The organism is Ornithinibacter aureus, assembly GCF_009858245.1.
Taxonomy (GTDB): Bacteria; Actinomycetota; Actinomycetes; order Actinomycetales; family Dermatophilaceae; genus Fodinibacter; species Fodinibacter aureus.
On record NZ_VMSB01000001.1, the window covers coordinates 2,695,151 to 2,715,138 of the forward strand.

Sequence of the window (19,988 nt, forward strand, 5' to 3'; positions counted from 1 at the left end):
GCCTTCCTCAGCCTCCGGCCACGGGACGGCCGGCGACAAGCGCTGCACCCCGGCGGTCCGTGCTCCGCGCGGACAGCGTGCCAAGCGCCAGGTGCGGAGGCAGGAGTTCGGCGAACTTGAGCTTCGCGAGCGCCTGCTCGCTGACCGGAGGCGTCACGCCCACGAGGTCCGAGCCGAACTCCGCCCGGGCCCGGCGCACCGCCGACCCCACCGCGACCGCCGTGGCATCGGATCGCAGCGTGATGTTCAGGTTGCCGAACGTGCCCTGGTCGAGCAGGTCAGGTGCCACCGCGTCGAGGGCAGCAGTGAGCACTGCGTTCGCGCCTGCCCCCGCGAAGGTCCACCAGCGAACTCGCCCGTCGTCCTCGGTGACCACGCTGGCGTCCGGCGCGACCCGGTGTCGGTACTGCTCACGAAGAGACCCGAGCCGGTTCATCGCCCGGGTGGTCAACTCGGCACCCACGGGCGTGGCTCCGAGCAGCACCCGGCGCACGGCATCCGACAGCTCGAGCGAGTAGGCGCGAGGTTCGCCGGTCCACCGTGAGCGACCAGTCCGGTCGCTCGGCTCGACGTATGCCCGGCGCCGCCGCCAGTCGATGTGGGTGACCAGCCACGGGCGGCCGGCGAGGGCGATGACCCGCGGGCCGGTGACCTTAGCGACGAGCAGCATCGGGTCGACGCTGCCGACTTCCCGCCGGCCGTGAACCACGACGACCTCGGGCGCCGCGGTGAAGACGGCGAGCAGGTCCATGAAGTTGCGCCGTCCGTAGCGAGCCTCCGCCCGGGGGCCGATGAACGCCAGCCCCTGGTCGGTGTCGAGGTGGGCGGTCTCCACGAGCCACTCGCAGATCTCCGCCACGCGCACCTCATCGGCCAAGCCGAGCCCGCAGATCCAGGAGGACTCCTCGGCGAGCGAGATCCGACCCTTCTGCAGAGCGGACCCCAGCAGTTGTTGAGCGGCCACGTGCAGCGGCTCGGGGGGAGCCACGACCGGCTCGACGAAGCCCTCGTCCAGCAGCAGCAACAAACCCGCGGCGCGGAGCAGTTCGTCGTCCTCGGTGGCGAGGAAGGTGAGGTTGCGGGTTGACCCGGGGCGCCGCCCGGTGCGCCCGAGCCGCTGCAGCACCGACGCGACGGTGTTCGGTGCGCCGAGTTGCACGACGCGGTCGAGGTCACCGACGTCGATCCCGAGCTCGAGGGTCGACGTGGAGACGATGACGCAGTCGCGTGCCTCGGCGAAGGCCGTCTCGGCCCGGCGCCGCTCGTCCACCGACAACGAGGAGTGGGAGACGTACGTCTGCGTTTCCAACCCACGCAGGGCAACTGCGAGCCCCTCGACGGTCCTCCTGGAGTCGGCGAACACGAGGCGTTTCTCCCCGAGGTGGATGCCGTTGACGACCTTCGCGGCGTTGCCCACGTTCCCGACGTGGTCCAGAGCCAGTTCGGGTGCTGTCGACGACGCAGTCGGTGGCGCGATCACGGTGCGCGGTCGCGAGCGTTCTCGGCCCTGGAGCCACTCGAGCAGCGCATCCGGGTTGCCGACAGTGGCGGACAGGCCGATCCGCTGGAGTGGGCGACCGACCAGCGTGCCCAGCCGCTCGAGCACCGCGAGCAGGTGCCAGCCACGGTCGTCGCCGGCGAAGGCGTGCACCTCGTCGACGACGACGGCACGCAGATCACCGAACATGTGCGGTGCGTCGAGCAGCGTCGAGACGAGCATCGCCTCGAGCGACTCGGGTGTCGTGAGCAGGACTGAGGGCCGCGCCGTGGCCTGTCGGCGACGCACACCGGCAGCGGTGTCGCCGTGGCGCACGCTGGCCTCACGGCCAAGCCAGCCGGCATACGTCGCGAGCCGGGGTTCCAGGTTGTTGAGCAGGGCCTTCAGCGGGCACACGTAGAGCACCGACACGCCCTGCCACTCATCGTTCGCCATGCGGGTGAGCAGTGGGAGCATCGCGGCCTCCGTCTTGCCTCCGGCGGTCGGGGCGACGAGCAGCGCATCGTCCCCGCGCAACACCGGGACGATCGACGCGGTCTGCAGCGGCCGCAGCCCTGGCCAGCCGAGCGAGTTGACGACGTGGTGCTGCACGACCGGGTGCAGCAGGTCGAAGGACTGCGCCTCCCGGTCGCGGTCAGTCATCGTCCGACAGGTCGAGGTCGATACCGTCGAGCCCTGAGCCGCCGCGGGCGACCCGCTCCTCCGTGGTCAGCTCGTCGACACCGACGGTGAGGGCGTAGTGCGCCCTCGGGTCGAAGTCCTCGAACTGGTCGACCCGGTCGAGCACGTCGGCTACGAGCTTCTTGAGGAAGACCCGGGGTGCCACCCCGACCCGGCCACCGAGCCGTCCGGCGACCGCGGTGGCGAGGTCAGCGACGTATGCGTCATCGACCGTCGAGGTCACCCTGGCGCTCGCGGCGCTCCCGCCGGCGTAGAGGTCGCGGACCTTCACACCGAGGGAGACGAGAGCGTCGTGGTCGAAGCCGGGCAGGCGCACCTGCACGGCCCGCGGGTTGTCGAAGCGCGCGTCGGTGGCGAAGTCGGTCGCGAGTCGCTGCGCGAGCGGCGCCAGGCGTGCGACCCCGGAGGGCCCCTCGTAGAAGGCCGGTGTCCCGGTCACGAGCAGGTAGAGCCCCGGGAGACGGCCTGAGTCGATCTCGTCGATGAGCTGGCGCAGCGCGTTGAACGCCTTGTCCCGCACGTCGCCGCGCACCCGCTGGAGCGTCTCGACCTCGTCGAGCACCAGCACGAGCCCCGGGTGCCCGGCATCGCGGAGCACGGCGAGCAGCCCCTGGAGGAAGCCCATCGCCCCGAAGTGGTCGAGTTCGCCGCGGATGCCGGCCGCACGCTTCGCCGATGCTGCCACCTGGGGTTGTCCGCCCATCCAGGCCGCGAGTCCGTCGGCCGTCGCGACGTCACCGCTGACGACAGCGGTGCGGTATCCGCGCAGGGCCTGGGCGAACACCGGTGTCCGGGAGCTGACCGATGCGAGCCGTCGTTCGAGCAGGGCGTTGACGGCCTGGGTCACCGACGCCTCGTCGGCGTGCTCCAGCGACGGGTCGGCCGCGATGGCATCCGACTCGAGGGTGAACAGCCAGGAGTCGAGCACGGGCCGGAAGGCGCTGGGTGGCATCGACGACGTCCGCAGCGACTCGGTGATCCGGCGGTACACGGTCTCGAGGCGGTGCAGGGGCGTCTCGGTCTCGGAGACCTGCACCTCCGCGGTGGCGAAGCCCTGGCGCATGGCCCGCTCGGCCAGGTGGCGCGTGAAGAAGGTCTTGCCGGCGCCGTACTCACCGCGCACGGCCTTGAACATCGCGCCGCCGCCGGCGACGGTGGCGAGCTCCGCGTCGAGGGCCACGGAGAAGCGGTCGAGCCCGACGGCGAGCAGGTCGAGGCCCGACTCGGGCACCGTGCCCCGCCGGAGCGCGCCGATGACCTCTTCCCGACGCCGGTTGGAGACGGCGCCGGCCATCACCGCACCTCGAACTGGTCGCGCAGCAGCGGCACGTCGAGCACGACGGTCTGCCCGTCGAGGTCGACGCCGACGACGTTGTAGCCCTCGATGTTGAGCAGTTGGCGCACCTGGCTCAGGGCACCGTCGAGGCGGAACGCCGGCACCGCCAGGGTCGCGGCCACGACGGTGCGCGGCAGGCGCTGGCCTGCGGCAGCGGCGAGGGCGTCCAGCAGTGCGGCGACCTGGTCGTCGCGGATGGGCAGGCGGGACAGCACCTGTCGCTGGGCGGCGTACACCTCGCTCGCCACGACCTGCGACCCGAGCGAGGCGACGGGTGCGGCCCCGGCGGCGCTCGGCTGGGGGTCGTCGAACAACGTGGGTCCGTCGGGTAGTTTCCCCCGGCGACCGTCCGTGGGGCGGATGCCGGTCGGCGGGGTCGACAGGGTGGGCATGGTGGGCAGGTCGGAGGATCCCGGCTCGGCCGTCGACCACCACAACGGTGCCTGGGGTGGCAGGGCGGGCAGTCGGAGCCCGTTGGTCGCCTCGTCCGGGAGCAGCACGACCACGGGCACGACGACTTCCTGGGCGCTCGCGCCACCGTGGTAGCCGGCCTTGAGCGGGCCGTAGCGCAGCCCTTCGCTGACGGCGAGTACCGCCCGGTGATCGCTGGTGAGCACGCGCGGTCCCTCGACGGCGACCTCGTCGTCGGCGGCCGGTGATGACATCCCCCGCGAGCGCCCGCTCGTGAGGTCGGGTGCGAAACGCTGGGTGCCGCGTCGGCGCTCCACGACGTGGCCGTGGTCGGACGTCATGACGACCGTCCGCCCGGCGGCCCGCGCCCGGGTGAGCAGGGGTGCGAGGTGCTTGACGGCATCCGCGGTCCACACCGTGCCGATCGGGTCGCTGCGGTCGAGCGCGTCGTCGATCGTGTTGAGCACGACCGTGACCAGGGGAATGCCCAACGCGTCGTCGATGGCCGCCCCCACGCCGTCGGCGACCAAGGCACCGGGGCGGGTGGTGTCGATGCCCTTCTTGTGGAACAGCTCTGCACGGAGCCTGCTGCCCCGGGCGGTCAGGGCCTGGTACCCGGTGCGTTCGACGCCCTGCCCGCCCTGCTGGAGTGAGCCGCAGAGCAGCGACGCCCGGCTCACCTCGGTGACCGACGGCAGCACGGCAAGGCCGCCGGCGCGGCGGGTGGCGCCGGGTGTCGCCCCGGCCTCGACCCAGCCGAGCTCTCCGGTGACGTCGGCGAGCACCTCGTTCGCTGCCGCAACGCTCATGCCGTCCATGACGACGAGGAGGATCGGTGTCTGCTTCGCCATCGGGATGACGAGGGAGGGCAGGAGTGACTCGAGGTTCCAGATCGGCTCCACCCCGGGGTCTTGTGGCACCACGGCCCCGCGCGGCTGCGCCGCGGTCAGGGCCGCAAGTCGGGCGGCGAAGGCGCGCTCCTCGCGGTCGCGACGGGCGAACGCCGCGGCGTAGACGGCGTGCAGCGACTCGCTGAGGTCGGGGTCGTCGACGCCGGTGTCGACGTCGTTGATGGCGATGTCGGCCCACGACCCGTGGTCGAGGTGGGCCCGCACCCGCGCCGGGAGATCCGCGCTGCCGGGGATTTCGGGGGTGGTCAGCCAGCGCCACAGCTTGACGGCGGAGTCGAAGGCCAGCCACTGCGCCGTGTCTCGGCGGGCGAGCCGGTGCCGGGCGCACAGCGTCCACGCCGTCTCGATGGCGTGGGAGGCCTCGGCGATCGGGTCGCCCGCGCCGTGCAGGGACACCCCGCGGCGCAGGGCGGCGGCGAGCAGTGCGAGGCGTTGCCGGAAGCCGCTCGGCATCACATCGGAGTGCACGGCGAGCGCGGTGGCGTCGAGCGAGGTGAGGATCGTGTCGGCGCGGGAGACCACGCGTGCGACGTGGGCTTCGTTGCGCTCGGTGCGAGCCAGATCGGCCACCACGGCGACGGCGGCGGAGCCATGTGCGGCGAGACTGTCGCGTGTCGGCAGCGGCTTGCCGAAGGACTGTTCCAGGCGCACCGCGGCGAGCTTGGCGACCTGGCTCTCGTCGAGGTCGTGCCCGTCGGAGGTGATCAGATGCAGCGCGAGCCCCACCGGCACGAGGTCGGCCACGGCCCCGGCCTCGAGCAGTTTGCGGACCGGGGTGGCCGCCGGGCCGGTCGACTCGGCGACCCAGTCGACCAGGGCGTCGGCGAGGGTGGGGCCGTAGGTCTGCCGCAGGTCGGCGAGCGCGTCGGCGGCCTGGGGCAGCACCGACCAGCTGAGCACCGTGATGGCGTCGACGACGTCGCCGACGAGGCCGAGGTGGGTGCGGGCGACGCACGTCATGGCGTGGGCCCGGGTGAGCACCCCCGCCGGCGCGGGCGGCCACCCCTCCGCGGGGCGGGCCGCGAGGATCGCGGTGGCGAGGTCGCGGCTGCCGGGGCGGGAGGCCAGTGCGGGGGCGACCCCCGACGCGGAGAACGACTGCCGCAGGGCCTCCCAGGCGTCCGGTCGCGACAGCCGGCTGCCGACGAGGTGGGCGAGGATGCCGGCGCCGAGGTCCCGCTCGTCGCGGTCGGTCACGACGACGAGCCAGTCGCCCTCGACGTGCTCGAGCAGGGCCTCGCGCACGGCGAGCGCCGACTCGGCAGGTCGGATGCGCACGAGCTGTCCGTCGTGGTGGACGTCTTCCGCCCGGCTCTGTGCGGGTTGGCTGAGGACGCCGAGGATGCCGCTGGTGTAGTTGCGGTGCCTCGCCGCGTCGACCATGGCGAGCAGCATCGGAGTGGTCGCGGCGGTCAGGAGCGTGGGGACGCTCATTCACGCACCTGCCAGGTCACGTCGACGTCGCGGTCGGCGTGCGACTGGAGGAACTCGCGCACCTGTCGCAGCAGCTCGTCGTCGCTCGACCCGACCGTGCGTCGGGCCGAGCCTGCGCTGCCGCCGGGCGGCGGTGGGGGCGGTGGTGGGGGCGGGGTCGGTGATGGGTCCCCGGCGAGCCACTCGAAGATCTCCCGGTCGGCGCGCCTGAGTGCCGGCCCGACGGCAGTGACGATCTCGTCGGCGACGAGTGCGTCCTGCATGCGGGCGATGATCGCCGCGGCCGACGCGGCACGCGGACCCTCGCTGGCCATCGCCTGGCGCAGCGGGGCCAGCCGGTCCCACTCGAACGACCCGAGGGCAGCGGTGACCGAGTCGGCGGAGGCCATCGACTTCCCAGCGGCGGCAGCGCCGGTGCCGAAGCCGGCCTGCGCGAGCCGCTCGACGAGGGTGACTCCGTCGAGGTGTCGGAGCTGCGCCACGAGCTCGGCGGTCAGACGGGCCGTCGCCAGCCGGTGCTCGTCCCCGTCGGCGGTCACGGCGGCCCGGGTGTAGGCAGCCTCGATCGCGCTGACCAACGGCGGCTGGGTGGCCGTCAGCGACACGGCACGCGCCGTGACCTGTCCGACGAAGTCGGCGACCGCGGGGGGCGTGAGGTACGTCGACGCCGAGATCCCGAACAGCTCGGCCGCTGCGCGGGTGGCCGCCGTCCAGTCGGGAAGGTCCGGCATCGCCTGGGAGCGCAGTTCCATCGTCGGCTGGAGCGCGCCGGGCTCGGGCGGTGTGGGCAGGGCCACGCCGTGGTGGAACCACGCCCGCTGGCGCAGCGCGGCCCAGGTGATGATGACGAGGTCGCTGACCGGGGTGAGCAGGCCCTTGGCGGGGGTGACCGCGTCGATCCAGTCACGCATCTCCCCGACGGTGATCGGTGCGTCACCGTCGACACCCGACTCCTTGAGGCGCCGCCCCAGGGCCCGCTCGATCTCCTGGCTCCACGGGGTGAACCGGTCGTCGCCGAGGATGTAGTGCATCTCGGCGGCGGTGCCGACGCCGAGTGGCCCGGCGACGCGTCGTACGGCGAGGTGGTCACCTTGGTACTCGACGCGCTTGTCGCGCTCGGCCACCGCCCGGTGGACGTGGGCGGCTACCGTGCGCAGCATCTGCAGGCGGATCTCGCTGTCGCCCGGCTCGAACTGGGGGTGGCCGGGGTAGGTCGCGTCGAAGGCCTGCTCCACGAGGTGCCGGAAGGCGTCCCCGAGGGTGGCGCCGACCGGCCGCTGCGGCACGAACTCGCGGTCGAGCGAGACGAGCACCTGGTCGTGGCCCGGGTCGTCGAGCAGGGTGCCGGGGCGCACGCTCGCCGCGCCGTAGGCCTGCTGGATGGCGTCCTCGAGGCTGCGGCGCAGGGTGCTGCGGTGCGACTCGAGGATGTTGCGGGCCAGGGCGCGGTCGGTCTCGCTGAGGTGGTCGGCGTGGCTCTGCCACCGGTCGCCCGAGCCCTCGAGGAGCCAGTTGAGGGTGACCAGCCGCTGCAGTTCCTGGGTCTTCTCCGGGGAGAGGAAGTAGGGGAGCCAGACGACCGTGCGGGAGTGGAAGTCGCGGGCCAGCATGGCGTTGAGTCGCTGCAGGTCCTCGGCGGTGGAGTGGCCCTGCTCGTCGAAGGGGTGGTCGATGATGACCCGCCACGTGCCGGGGTTTGCACGGAAGTGGTCGTCGGAGAGCCAGGCACTGTCGCGGACGTTGCCGAAGAGGATGTCGACGATGCGCTTCGAGCCGCGCCAGACGATCTCGTGCTGGTGGGCGCCCTGGATGTCCTGCTGGCCGAGCTCGACCCCGAGGCTCTCGGCGACGAGGGTCTTGATGAGCTCGCGGCGGCGGCCCTCGTTGTCCTCGCCCTTGGCGCGGTCGACGATCGACTCGTAGTCGACGTCGGAGAGCTGGACCCGGATCGTCGGGTTGGTCGCCGTGCCCTCGACGTGGATCTCCGGCACGTCACGGGCCCAGTCGCGCACCTTGGCGAGCACGACGCCGGCCTCGTTGCCGGGCAGCGGCGACACGATCGAGCCGTGGTTGAGCGATGCGAGCCGGGCGCCGGTGAGCGACTTCAGCGCCGGCACGTTGGGGGCGACGGCGGAGAGCAGCAGCGTCTTGGCGAGGCGGTCGTCGGCGGTGTACGCGGCGGGCACGGATGCCGGGTGGTCCTCCAGCTGGGCCGCGGTGACGTCGTACTTCGCCCGGATGAGGGGGGAGAGCTTCTCGGTGTAGAGCCGGTTCGCCGAGCGGAACAGTGCTGCCGCCTGGGTGTCGAGCACCTTCGTGCCGCGCACGATGTAGTCGAAGGAGTCACCGACCGGGATGACCTGCTCGACGGTGAGGGTGTCGCGCTGGTCGACGAGCATCTGCTGCATGACCTTGAGCGCGGTGCGCTCGCGCTGCATGACGGCTGCGAGGGCCCGCAGCGTGGAGACCAGGGCCGGCGAGAAGGGGTAGGTCATCCGGAACGCGGCCTCGTCGGCGCCGCGGTGGTGGTCGTCGATGTTGATGCCGTCGAGCAGCACGTCCCAGACGCGCGGCGCCCGGTCGATCCGCTCGAAGGCGTCGGCGATGGTGCGGGCCGCGGCGGCGTCCTTGGGTTGCAGGAGGCGCTTGCTCGCGACGAAGGGCAGGTTGTCGTCACCGAGGGTGATCGTGTGGAAGCGCCCCTCCTGGTGCTTGAACGCCCGGTCGAGGATGTCCTGCTCGGCGCCGCTGGCACCAGCGTCGGCGAACCACCGGCGCAGGTCGATCTGCCGGGCGACGAACGACACGAGTGGCACGTCCCGGGCCCCGAGCGACCCTTCGACGAGCTTGGTCAGCTTCTGCGCCTCACGGGCGAAACGGGTGCGGTCGTGCACGAGCGAGGTCATCCACAGGATCAACTCGTCGAGGAAGAGCACGACCGCGTCGTAGCCGAGCCGCTGGGCGTGGGTCGCGATGGCGTCGAGGCCGGTGTCGAGGTCGACGTACTCGGCCTGCTGGGTGAACGCCTTGAAGTAGGTGTCGACGAGCGCGGTGGTGAGCGTGAGCCGCTCACCCGACGACGGCTCCGCGGCCTTCGCGGCCGCATACGTGTCGGGGGTCCACGACCCGGCGCCGAGCACGCTGCCCCACACGTCGCCCCCGGCATCCCCACCACCGGCCGCGGCGACACCGGTGGTGCCCTGGTTGAGCCCGCCGAAGAAGGCCTCGTCACCGAGCCGCTCGCGCAGGTTGTCGGCGTCGGCGAACAGGGCATCCGACTTGTGCAGGGCCGGCAGCGGTGCCTCCGGGTGCAGGTCGCGCACCTGCCGGATGTACCCGTCGAAGACGGCCTGGTCGAAGGACTTCGCGTCGAGGAAGTGGAACGCGAGCGGCAGGAAGCGCCGCCCCTCGATCTGCGGGTCGTGCCGGGCGATGACCGACTGGAGGTCCCGTTGGGCGCGGGCCGCCGGCTCGTGGGTGAGCAGCGCGTGCAGCACGGCCATGAAGTGCGACTTGCCGGAGCCGAACGACCCGGCGAGGAACGCCCCTCGGCTGACGCCGGACGTCACCGCCTCACCGACGAGGCCAAGGGCGGAGTCGAAGGCCTCGGCGATCGCGGGGGTCACGACGTAGCTGTCGATGGTCGTGGATGCCGCGCCGTGCCCGACCGAGTCGGTGAGGCGCAGCACATAGTCCTCGGCCCCGGTGTGCTCCGGAATCCGGATGACGTCCTTGAGCAGTAGCGTCACGATGATGCCGCCGTTTCCTCGTGCGTTAGGTTCGCTGCGGCCGGGCTGGCGTCCTCGAGTTCATCGGACTCGGGCTCAGTCGCATCGACTTGATCGTCGTCCGTGACCGCGAGCGTTCGTGGCGTGACCGGCCAGCGGATTAGCGCCCATTCAAGAAGGCTCTGCCTCCGCTTCTCGATGGACTCGGGGGTCCAGTCGTCGAAGAGGGCGATCTCCCTTTCGGAGGCGAGAGCGGACACGCTGTAGCAGGGCGAAGCCTGACCGGTCTGTCCCTTCTTCGTCAGGAAGTCGTAGTTCTGGTATGCCGAGTTGTCGTCCGTCAGCACGAGGTTGCCCAACCCGTGGAGCAGTTCTGCGTGCTGTTCGCGGGTGAAGGCTGTCCACTCATGGCGATCCCAGCGTGGATGCTTGGGGAGGATGTGCTCTGTCGTCCTGGGGCTTCGTGCGCCCGCGGAGTAGGTCGCGAAGTCCTTGACGTCGTCCGGCCGGGCCGCCTTGCTCAGCTCATACTCGTAGAGGAGGTACTTGTGGCCGGCACGCCCGTACCAGTTGGCTTTCGGGTTCAGGCCGCTCCTCACGACGTCATCGTTGCCATGGGTCCACGTGAGGTCGTCGAGCTCGGCGAGGACCTCCTCGATCGTCAACGTGCCTGTGTAGAGCTCGTACGCCAGCCGGTAGAGCCGGGCCTGACCAGTATTGCTGCGCCGCTGCCCAATGATGAAGACCCGAGCGGCGTAGCGCTCGCAGGCGTTGACCAGCCGGTTATAGGCGTCCCCGTTCGTGGGCTGCGTCAGGCGGAGGGCGAAGATCAGCGGACGGAAGACCGCCGTGATGCCGGTGCGCCGGAGCCGGGCCGAACTCGCCTTGGCGAGCTCGGCCGACGGGCCGAACGAGTCGAAGCTCGCGGCGGGGTTGATGAACTCGTTCGTGAAAAGCGCGCAACTCTGCAGTGTGTCCAAGTACTCGGCCACCAAGGAGACGAGCTCTGCGTGTACCTGCTCCGCCTCGTCGGAGGACGCCGGCACAGCGCCTGAGAGCCGGTTCCATCCCGGGACGAATCGCTCGCGGGAGAACTTCTTCTTGACCGAGGCAGCACCCGCCCAGTTGCGTGATACCGGGTCGGCCGTCGCAAGCCAGTGAGCGCGGAGCAGGAGGTCCTCATTGGCGTGTTGCCCGGCGATGTACTCGTAGACACGCTTCCAGGCCATGTTGATGTCCGAGGTGAAGGCACCGCGGCGTTCCTTCGGTAAGGAGTGGGCCAGGAACAACAGGTAGTTCTTGATCTTCTCGAGCTCGGTGAGGCCCCGACCGCGGTCGTTGAGCGTCTCGAAGATCTCGCCTGCGTCCGATTCCGCGTCGACCTCGTACACGAGAAACCGGAGGCCGCTGGTGACGCGAGTCTGCAATCGTTGGAGCCTACGAACCGACTCGTCGTCGTCCTGACCGTCGCACAGTTCGTGGAGGCGACCGTCGAAGTAGGCGGCTGCCTCATCCAGTCGTCGCTCGCCGTCGGTGCGCATCGGCTTCAAGGGCTGTTGACGGTCGAGCAGGATGTTCTTGAGCCAGTGTTCATTGAGTTCCGTCCCGAGCTGGAGTCGGGCCCGGTGTTGGCCATTGATGAGAATGGGACCGTACGTGCGGATCAGGTTCTGCGACCGCAGCTCGGCCTCGTCGGTTGGGATCGATGCAAGCTTGCGGTGAAGGCGGTCGATGAGCAGGAGGCAGGTGGTCAGTCGCTGCTGGCCATCGACGACCTCGCACTGGCCGAGGGTGTCGCCGGCATCTGTGACGTGTTCGGTACCGGGGTGGTCCTTCAAGACCAGGGTGCCGGTGTAGTGCTTTGCGTTGTCGGCCATCAGGTCGAGGTCCTGCCAGAGGTCGTCGAGCTGGCGCTGCTCCCAGGCGTAGGGGCGCTGGTAGTTGGGAACGACGAGCAGGCGCTCTTTGAGGGCGCCGAGCAAGGTGACGGCATTGTTGGGCATGGGTCAGGCTCCTCGGGGTCGGCGGCCGCGGGTGGGTTCGGCGGGGCGCCAGGCCCGCAACTGGTCGACAGTCTTGCCGACCTGGGCGGCCCGGTCGCGCACCTGCTCCTCGCAGAAGTCAGCCATGTTGACGCCGTAGGTGGGGTCGACCTCGTCGTGCCACTGGCGCACCCACGGCATCAGTTCGGCGAGCCCGGCGACGAGCGGCACGAGGCGCTCGTCGTCCCAGCCCTCCGCCTCGCGCTCGGCGATGAGGGTGGCGAGGGCGAGGAACTGCTGCGCGTGGTCCCACCCGGCCCAGCCGAGCACGAGGGTCGGGTCGGTCTCGCGGCCGGCGCCGGGGTAGAGCACGAACCGCTCCTTCGGCACGTCGAGCTTGCCGCGGGCCTGCCACCACGACGCCTTGCGGAAGTCGGCGCTCGAGTACTTCGGCGGCACCGGGATCGGTCGCTCGTCGTCACGCAGGATGCCGGCGTCCTCCTTGCGCTGGAGGCGCCACGTCTGCTCCCACGCCTCGCGCTTGCGCAGCCCGGTGTCCTTGAGCCGGTGCGCCGCGAGGAAGGGCACGGCCTCGTCGGTGAGCAGCGCGGTGAGCGAGGCAGCGATCGACTGGTCGCGCCGCCCCGACCAGAGTTCCAGCACGGCGGTGAGGTCTGCGTCGCGGGTGACGATGTCGGCGAGCCGGCCGATCGAGGTCGGGGTCGGCCGGCCGTTCTGGTCGAACCAGTAGTGCCGCTGCTCGAGCCGGTCGAGCAGCCACGAGCGCAGCGCCGTGTCGACCTGCTTCTCCCATGATTCCCCAGCCCAGCGTCGCTTGTGCTCGGGCGTCTCGAGCAGCCGGATGGACTTGTCGGATGCGATGAGGTCGAGCCGCCGCTGGACCAGGTCGCGGTAGTCGGCGGGCCAGCGCTCGGGGATCTGCGTGACCGGCGTCGACCCGTGGCGGGTGAACCAGGCCGTCTCCTCGTCACCGGCGGCGACCCTGCGGGCCAGCACGATCTCGAAGGCCCGCTCGCCGAGGGCCACCTCGGGCACCTCACCCTGGTAGGTGAGGTCGTCGTCGATGAGCCCGTAGAGGCGGTAGACCTCCCAGTCGAGTTCCTCCTGCTCGGCGATCATCCGTCCGCGCAGCGAGGTGTGCTCATCGTGTGCAGTCGCGAGCGCCGCAGCGGTCGGCACTCCCGCCCCGGCGACAGCGCTCGGCGAAACCGCTGCAAGGTCCTGAGCGAGGCTGTCCATGCGGCGCCCGCGAGCAAGCGGCAGGGTCGAGGTGAGGGGGAAGTCCTGCAAGGTCGTGCCGGTGAACTCGTATCGAGGCTCCCAGTCCTCGTCGCCGATGCCCCCGCCGATCCCGCCGTTGCCCTTGTTATGGCTGTTCTGCTTGAGCCAGAAGCAGGCCGTCGAGGAGTTGAGGATGCCGAGCAGCGCGAGGTGGTCGTCCTCGGTCGCCTCCGTCGGCAGCTTGATGACCGGCGCCGACTGCTTGAAGACCTTCCCGCCCCGGTCGAGCACGAAGTGGTTGTGCGTCGCCACGAACGCAAACGCAATCGACAACGGCGTGCGGTAAGGCGCCTTGGTGAACTGCATGTACTCCCACCACTGGAGCCCTGCGTCGGCCATCTTGCCCTGAAAGGTTGAACGATCTGCGAGGAGTGCGCGCCACGGCCATAGTTCCTGCTCGAGCGCGCCCACGAACGGGTCTCCTTGGCCGTAGACGTAGGGAAAGTAGATCTGCTCGTCGACCGCGAGGGACCAGTCGCGAACGATGTCGCCGAGGACGAGCGGCCGAAGCTGTTGCGCAAGTGACTGCGACCGAGGCCGCCATCCGACCGGGCGCATGAACGCTTCGTCGGCGCCCGCGCGAATGGACCCGCCGATAGGAGGCTGAATCACCGATGACAACTGCCGCGGGGCCCCATCGATAGCTGCAAGTACCGACGACGCGCCGCCGCCGGTGAGGCTCCACGGGTGGGTGGTCAGGGCTTCGCGGGGGAGGTCTGTCACGTTGACGTAGGTGCCGTCGAACTCGTTCCTCGCGACGTTGTCGACGATCTCGGTCCACACGAGCCCCTTGGCCGGGTCCTTCGGTTGGCCCGGCTCGCCGCGCACCCCGAGAACGGCGCGGACCGTCGGCCCGACCGGCGCCTGCGGGCGGCCGGCGATGATGACCGTCGGGGTGCCGTGCCCGGGGATGTACGCCCCCGAGGTGTCGACGACGAGGCGCAGGTCCTGCTTGGCGAGGAACTCCTCGATGAGCCTGGAGCCGAACTCGCGCTTCATGAAGGAGTTCGACGTGATCTGCCCGGTCCAACCGGCCGGCCGGTCACCCTCGCGCCGCTTCGCCAGGCCGAAGAACCGCTCCATGAAGGGCACCGTCAGCGCATACGTGCCCTTGCAGGTCGGGTACAGCTCGCGATACGCGGCGTTGAGGGTCTTGTCCTTGACGGTGATGTACGGCGGGTTGCCGACGACGACGTCGTAGCGGCCCGGCGCCAGGATCCGGCGCAGCGCGTCGAGGTCCTCCGTGGCGTAGGCGAACCCGCTGATCTGCGAGTCGGCGTCGAAGCCCTCGAACTGCATGGCGAGCTGGTGGCTGCCGTGCAGCAGTGAGTCGCCTGCGGCGAGGTTGAGGGTGAAGCCGGGCGCCGCCTCCAAGGAGGTCAGCTCGCACGCCTGGAGCGCGGCGACGATGAGCCGGAACCGCGCGATGGCGACCGCGAACGGGTTGAGGTCGACCCCGTGGATCGCGTCGAGCGCCTTCTGCACCCGCTTCCACGAGTTCAACCCCGGTGCCGCCGTCGCCCACCGGTCGACGAGCCGGGTGAACGCGCCGAGCAGGAAGTGCCCCGACCCGCACGTCGGGTCGATGAGGGTGAACCCCTCGAGCGGGCGTTCGGCGAGGGCTGGCTCCAGTGTCTGGTCGAGGATGAACTCCTCGACGAACTCCGGGGTCTGGAGCAGCGCGAAGGTCTTCTTCGCGTAGTCGGAGAGGTCCTGGTAGAGGTCGCCGAGGAAGCGCGTCGACAGGCTCGGGTCGGTGAAGTCGCGCACCAGGTGGCCGTCATCGGTCTTGGCCCGCCAGAAGTCGACGAGGGCCTTCGCGGCCTGCCCCGACGGGCTGACCAGCCACAGCGGCGAGTGGCTCTCGACGAGGTCCCTCGTCGCCTCGACGGTGCGCAGGTGGGCGATGGCCTCACCGATCCACTCCCGGGCCGTGTGCTCCGGGTGTTCGCGGAAGTAGGCGAGTTCGGCGTCGAGGGCCTCCTGCTGGCGGGCGGGCGGGCCGGCGAGCCACACCGGCGCGAGCAGGGCGTTGTCCTCGCAGAACCGGACGAACACGGTCGTCAGCACCCAGGCGACCGCCGCCTGGGTCACCCGGTCGTCGCGCCACTCCTGCCACGACATCGCGGTGCGGTCGCGCTTGACGGCCTCGCGGTGCTGCTCCTGCCACTGCGTGAGCACGTGCGGCCGCGACTCGACGCGGCTGCGCAGGTCGTCCTCGAGGGTGAGGACGACCTTCTTCAGATCGGATGTGAGATCTGGTGACACGGGCACCGCGGGGGCTCCTTCGTTCCTACTGCTGCACGGTGGCTGGTGCGGCCGACGCGAGGGCGTCGACCCACGCGGAGTCGAGGGTGATGAACTGGGTGGGCGTCGCGAGCGGCACCGGTTGGCCGTCGATCACCGGGCCGTGGTTGGCCGCGAGTTGCGGCACGACGAGCCACACCGCCCGGGCCCGGTGGGTGCCGAGGTCGGACCAGCGGGCGAGCAACGCCAGGTTGCCGTAGCGCGCGAGCGGGCCGGCCTCGGTGAGCACGACGGGGCCCGGCCCCCCGGCATCCACGGCCTCGTCGACCACGGCGCGAACCGCCGCCCACGAGCGGTTGACGAGTTCGCCGAGACCCAGTCGTTCGCGGCTCGTCGCGGAGGCCGCGTCGGCGGCCCGCACCGCCTCCCACGGCACCCCGTGCCGCGCGGCCTGGGCGCGCAACTCGTCGAGCAGGGCGCTTGTGACGTCGACGACCTGCCCGCCGTGGGCCCGGGTGACCCCGCGCTGGAACTTGTCGAGGCGGTCGGCCGGCACACCGAGCGCGAGGAACGCGCGGGTGCGCAGCGACTCCTCCACGCGGCGGGTCACCTCGCTGGTCCCGGCACCGGTCAGGGGCGTCGCGTGCGTCGTTGGCTGCCGGGACGCCAGGCCGGTCGTGTCACCCGTGCGGGTCAGCGGTCGGTACCCCTGCGCCCGGTCGTCGAACTGCAACTGCAGACCGGCCTCGCGGACCAGCTCGTCGAGACGCGGACGCTGGGGGAGCGGGGCGAGGGCGGGGAAGCGCACCCGCACCCGGTCGCGGACCTCCTTCGGTGACAGGGCCTGGAGGCTCGAGACGTCGCCGAAGGTGAGCCGGAGCGCCGTGGCGACGCCGAGGTCGCGGTGGTGCAGGTCGCCGTTGGCCGCGGTCGCCGTCGTCGGGCTCACGGCGCCGGCGAGCTCGAGGAGACGGCTCGGCTCGGCCAGCGGTGCAGGCGGGCCGTCGGGGAGGGGCACCGCCTGGAACACCATCGACAGCTCGTCGGCCGCGCGTCGTGCTGGGACGACCGCGGTGGTGGGGTCACCGGCCCGGGCGACCAGCTCGTCGGCCTTGGTGGCGACCCACTCGGCGACGTCGAGGAGCGACTGGTCGCGCCCGATGAGGGTCACCCGACCCTGACGGCGACGGATGACGAGCGGTGGAGCGGCGCCCTCGTCGGCCCGGCGCAGCTCGCGGATCCGTTCGAGGGTGAGGCGGACCAGCCCGGCCGCGACCCGCAGGTCCTGCCCGGTCGCGGCGGCCTCCTCCGCGCTCGGGGTGAACAGGGCGGCCACGCGGGCCGTCGCCTCGGCCGGCGTGAGCACGGAACCCGCCTGCGTGAGGGTGGCGTTCATGTGCTCGACGAGGCGGGTGAGGAGGGCGAGCGCGGCCGGGTCGGCGGCCCAGGCCTGTTGCAGCTCGGTCAGCACCTGGCCCGCGCGGGCCGCGTTCACCGGGTCGGGGAGGTGAGCGGCCAGCTGGGCCTGGGTCGCGAACGCGTCGAGGTCGGTGCCGATGCCGAGGACGAGCCGGACCATGGCGGCGCGGCTGCGCGTGCGCTCGCCGGCCAGGGGGGCGAGCAGGGTCTCGGCCGCTGCGGCCAACGTGTCCGCTGCGGCCGCGCGGTCGGCCGCGAGCGTCGGGGCAGACACGTCGCCGAGCCGCTGGCGCCACTCCTTGATGCGTCGGTTGATCTGCTTGCGGGTGGCGTCGGCAACGCCCTTGAGGCGGGCGATGCGCACCGGGTCGGTCGCGAGCAACTCACCGACGGTCGTGATGCGCTCGGGCTCCAGAGCCGACAGGGCGCGCGCGGTGAGGCCGCTCTCGGCGAGCGGGGTGCTCAGGGTGGCGGCGGCGGCCCGCGCGTCGGCCGTCTCGTCGGGCTCGGTCGTCGCCTCGGCGGCGAAGATCTCGCGCCAGGCCTGCCGCATCGCCTCTGCCGTGTGGTGGCGGTCGCTGGTGTCGCGGGCCAGGGCCGTGGTGAAGAACGCCACCAGGCTGGCGGCCAGGGTGGGGTCGAAGAGGTCAGCCGTGACCCGAGGGCCGTCGCTGATCGTCGCCGGGGCGGCATCCGGGTCGTCGCCGTACAGCGGCGCCCGCCCGGTCGCCATCTCGAAGAGGACGACCGCCGCGGCATAGCGCTCGGCGGCGGAGTCGAAGGCGTTGCGCGTGCCGACGAGGAAGGGGTCGAGGTAGGGCGGGGTGCCGGCGCTGGTGGCGGAGGCGGCGGCGCGGGTCAGGGAGAAGTCGAAGAGCACGAGGTGCTTGGTGCGATCGCCTCGCCCCTCGCGGACCCCGAGGTTCGACGGTTTGATGTCGCGGTGGTCCACGCCCGCGCGGTCCAGGGTCACCACGGCATCCAACAGGTCGGTGCCGTACCGCTCGAGGAGGTCCAGGGAGAGCCGGGTGCGGCCCTGGAGCTCGTGGGTGAGGGTCTGCTCCCCGGCGCTCTCGAGCAGGAGCGCCTGGCGGCCGTTGACCGTGATGGGGCCCTCGACGAGCCGGGCGATCCGCGGGCTGTCGAGGGCGCGCAGCACCTCGGCCTCGTCGGCCAGGCGTCTGCCCGCGTCGTCGTGCAGGGCGACCTTGAGCACCCGGCTGGGGGCCCCGGGCACCTCCTTGTCGTCGACGAGGAGGCCGACGGCGGTCGACCCCTGGCCGAGCCGGCGGACGAGTTCGAACCGGGCACCGAGGAGGGCGCCGGGCGTGGCCTCGAGGGGGTCGGCGGAGCTCTCCTCGGGCCGGTTCGCGGCCCGCTCGGCGGCATCGAGCAGGGCCAGGAACGTGCTGACGTCGCCGGTGCGCTTCGTTGGTGCCGGCCGGGTGGCGCGCAGCACGAGGTCGCGCAGCTCGGTCGAGACCTGCGGCAGTTCGACGGCGAGGTCGAGACCGTCCTGGGTGTGCAGACGCTGGGTGAGCTCGCCGCGGCCGCTCGCAGGTGCGGTGGCGGAGAGCACGTAAAAGGCGAGAGCGCCCAGGCCGAAGACGTCGATGCGGGCGCGGTCCGCGGTGGGGCTCCACTGGCCTTCAGGGGCGCCGAAGGCGCCTTCCTCCGGGTCGGTTCCGGCCTGCCCGTCCGCATCGTGCAGTGCGGTGACCCCGGGGACCGCGGTGCGGGTCAGGTCGGCCGGGTTCAGGATGCCGGCACCCTCCCACCCGCCGACCCGCACCTTGACGTCGCCGCGAGTTCCCGGCACAGGGCGCACCCACACCGAGCGCGGCGTGAGTGCTCGGTGAACGACCTTGTTCGCGTGCGCGTACTGCAGGGCCTCACCAACCTGCCGGACGATCGACAACTGCGTCGCGAGCGGCATCCCATGGGTCTGTTCGGCGACCCACAGGTCGAGCCGCTGCCACGACTCGTCGTAGTCGTAAGCCAGACCGACGCCGAGCTCGGACTGCACGAGATCCTTCGGGCGCAGTATGCCGTCGTGCTGAAGGCGGGACATCACCCGGAACTCGTGCTCGGCGACCCGGCGGACGCGCTGCTCCTCGGAGGCGGGGGCGCCGGCGGGCGTCACCTGGAACCGGATCCGGGCCGGCTCCCGCTGCGCGACGCTGTGGTGGGCCAGCCACTCCTGCCAGCCGGGACCGTCGGCGAGGGCCTGCTCGGTGATGGTCCACGAGCCCGCGGTGCGCTCACGACGCTGGACCAGGCCGATCCTGGCCATCAGCTCGCACAGGATCGCCTCCTGGTTCGGGCCGATCGCGCTCTTGTGGGGCTGCTCGAGCAGCAGGTCGGAGATGCCGGGGAGGTGGCTCGTCGCGCTCGCGCCGTCGATGCCGTACAGGCCGAGGGCACTGCTCGCGGACAGCTCACACCGCATGCCGGGGTGGTGCAGGAACACCGACTCCTGGACGAACGGCACGATGAGGCGCGCGTCCTGGAAGGTGACCTGCTTCTCCTTGGCCCAGTCGTAGAGGGCGTCGGTCAGCTTCGTGGCGAGGTACTGGGCCTTGCGGCGGGCGAGCTTGAGCGGTGAGGTCTCGGCCCGGCGCCCGTCGCGCAGCCACGTGTGGTCATCGCCGCGCAGCGTGCCGGAGTAGTACTTCAGCTCGACGAGGTGCAGCCGGCCACGGCCGAGCACGAGGAGGTCGACCTCGTGCCACTTGCCGCGTGAGTCGCGGAACTCGAAGTTCGACCAGGCCCGAAACGGCGACTCATCGGGGAGCAGGGCTCGCACGAGGGCCAGGCCCTCGGTCTCGTGGGTGAACTGGGACGGCGACACCTCGACCCAGCGATCACCCCCTGACGATCCCACGCACACTCCCTCACGACCCGAGAATCCCGGGGATGCGTCCCCGCCGACTCGGGCATTGTGTCGCACCCTCGGCCCGGGATGGCCGGGACCCCCGAATTGACTCTCGCGATGAGATCCCGGTCTGCACCCTGCGCCGCCCTGTGTCACCGCGGGGC

7 protein-coding genes are annotated in these 19,988 nt (G+C 71.5%); all 7 read right to left on the bottom strand.

The annotated features are described in order from the left end of the window. Positions 1-7 precede the first annotated feature (7 nt). From C8E84_RS12840 to pglW, 7 genes are read right to left on the bottom strand one after another with little or no spacing between them, the layout of a single operon-like run. Positions 8-2,140 carry a DEAD/DEAH box helicase gene (locus tag C8E84_RS12840; RefSeq protein WP_159902709.1) on the bottom strand — a complete coding sequence of 711 codons (2,133 nt, stop codon included), beginning with the start codon at positions 2,138-2,140 and terminating at the stop codon, positions 8-10. Next, positions 2,133-3,473 carry a BREX system ATP-binding protein BrxD gene (gene brxD, locus C8E84_RS12845; protein ID WP_159902711.1) on the bottom strand — a complete coding sequence of 447 codons (1,341 nt, stop codon included), beginning with the start codon at positions 3,471-3,473 and terminating at the stop codon, positions 2,133-2,135. The genes C8E84_RS12840 and brxD overlap by 8 nt, the downstream gene beginning before the upstream one ends. After that, on the bottom strand, positions 3,473-6,271 hold the full coding sequence (gene pglZ, locus C8E84_RS12850; protein ID WP_159902713.1) for a BREX-2 system phosphatase PglZ: 2,799 nt from the start codon (positions 6,269-6,271) through the stop codon (positions 3,473-3,475). Before pglZ ends, brxD begins: the two co-directional genes overlap by 1 nt. Beyond that, positions 6,268-10,020, bottom strand: coding sequence for a BREX-2 system ATPase PglY family protein (locus tag C8E84_RS12855; RefSeq protein ID WP_159902715.1), 3,753 nt, complete (start codon positions 10,018-10,020; stop codon positions 6,268-6,270). The genes pglZ and C8E84_RS12855 overlap by 4 nt, the downstream gene beginning before the upstream one ends. After that, positions 10,017-12,002: a DUF262 domain-containing protein gene (locus C8E84_RS12860; protein WP_159902717.1), complete on the bottom strand. Its 1,986-nt coding sequence runs from the start codon at positions 12,000-12,002 to the stop codon at positions 10,017-10,019. Before C8E84_RS12860 ends, C8E84_RS12855 begins: the two co-directional genes overlap by 4 nt. Positions 12,003-12,005: 3 nt before the next feature. Then, a complete protein-coding gene (gene pglX, locus C8E84_RS12865) occupies positions 12,006-15,551 on the bottom strand; it encodes a BREX-2 system adenine-specific DNA-methyltransferase PglX (RefSeq protein ID WP_211675548.1) in 3,546 nt (1,181 codons plus the stop codon). A gap of 25 nt (positions 15,552-15,576) precedes the next feature. After that, positions 15,577-19,833, bottom strand: a complete 4,257-nt coding sequence (pglW, locus tag C8E84_RS12870; RefSeq protein ID WP_159902721.1) for a BREX system serine/threonine kinase PglW — start codon at positions 19,831-19,833, stop codon at positions 15,577-15,579. Positions 19,834-19,988 lie beyond the last annotated feature (155 nt).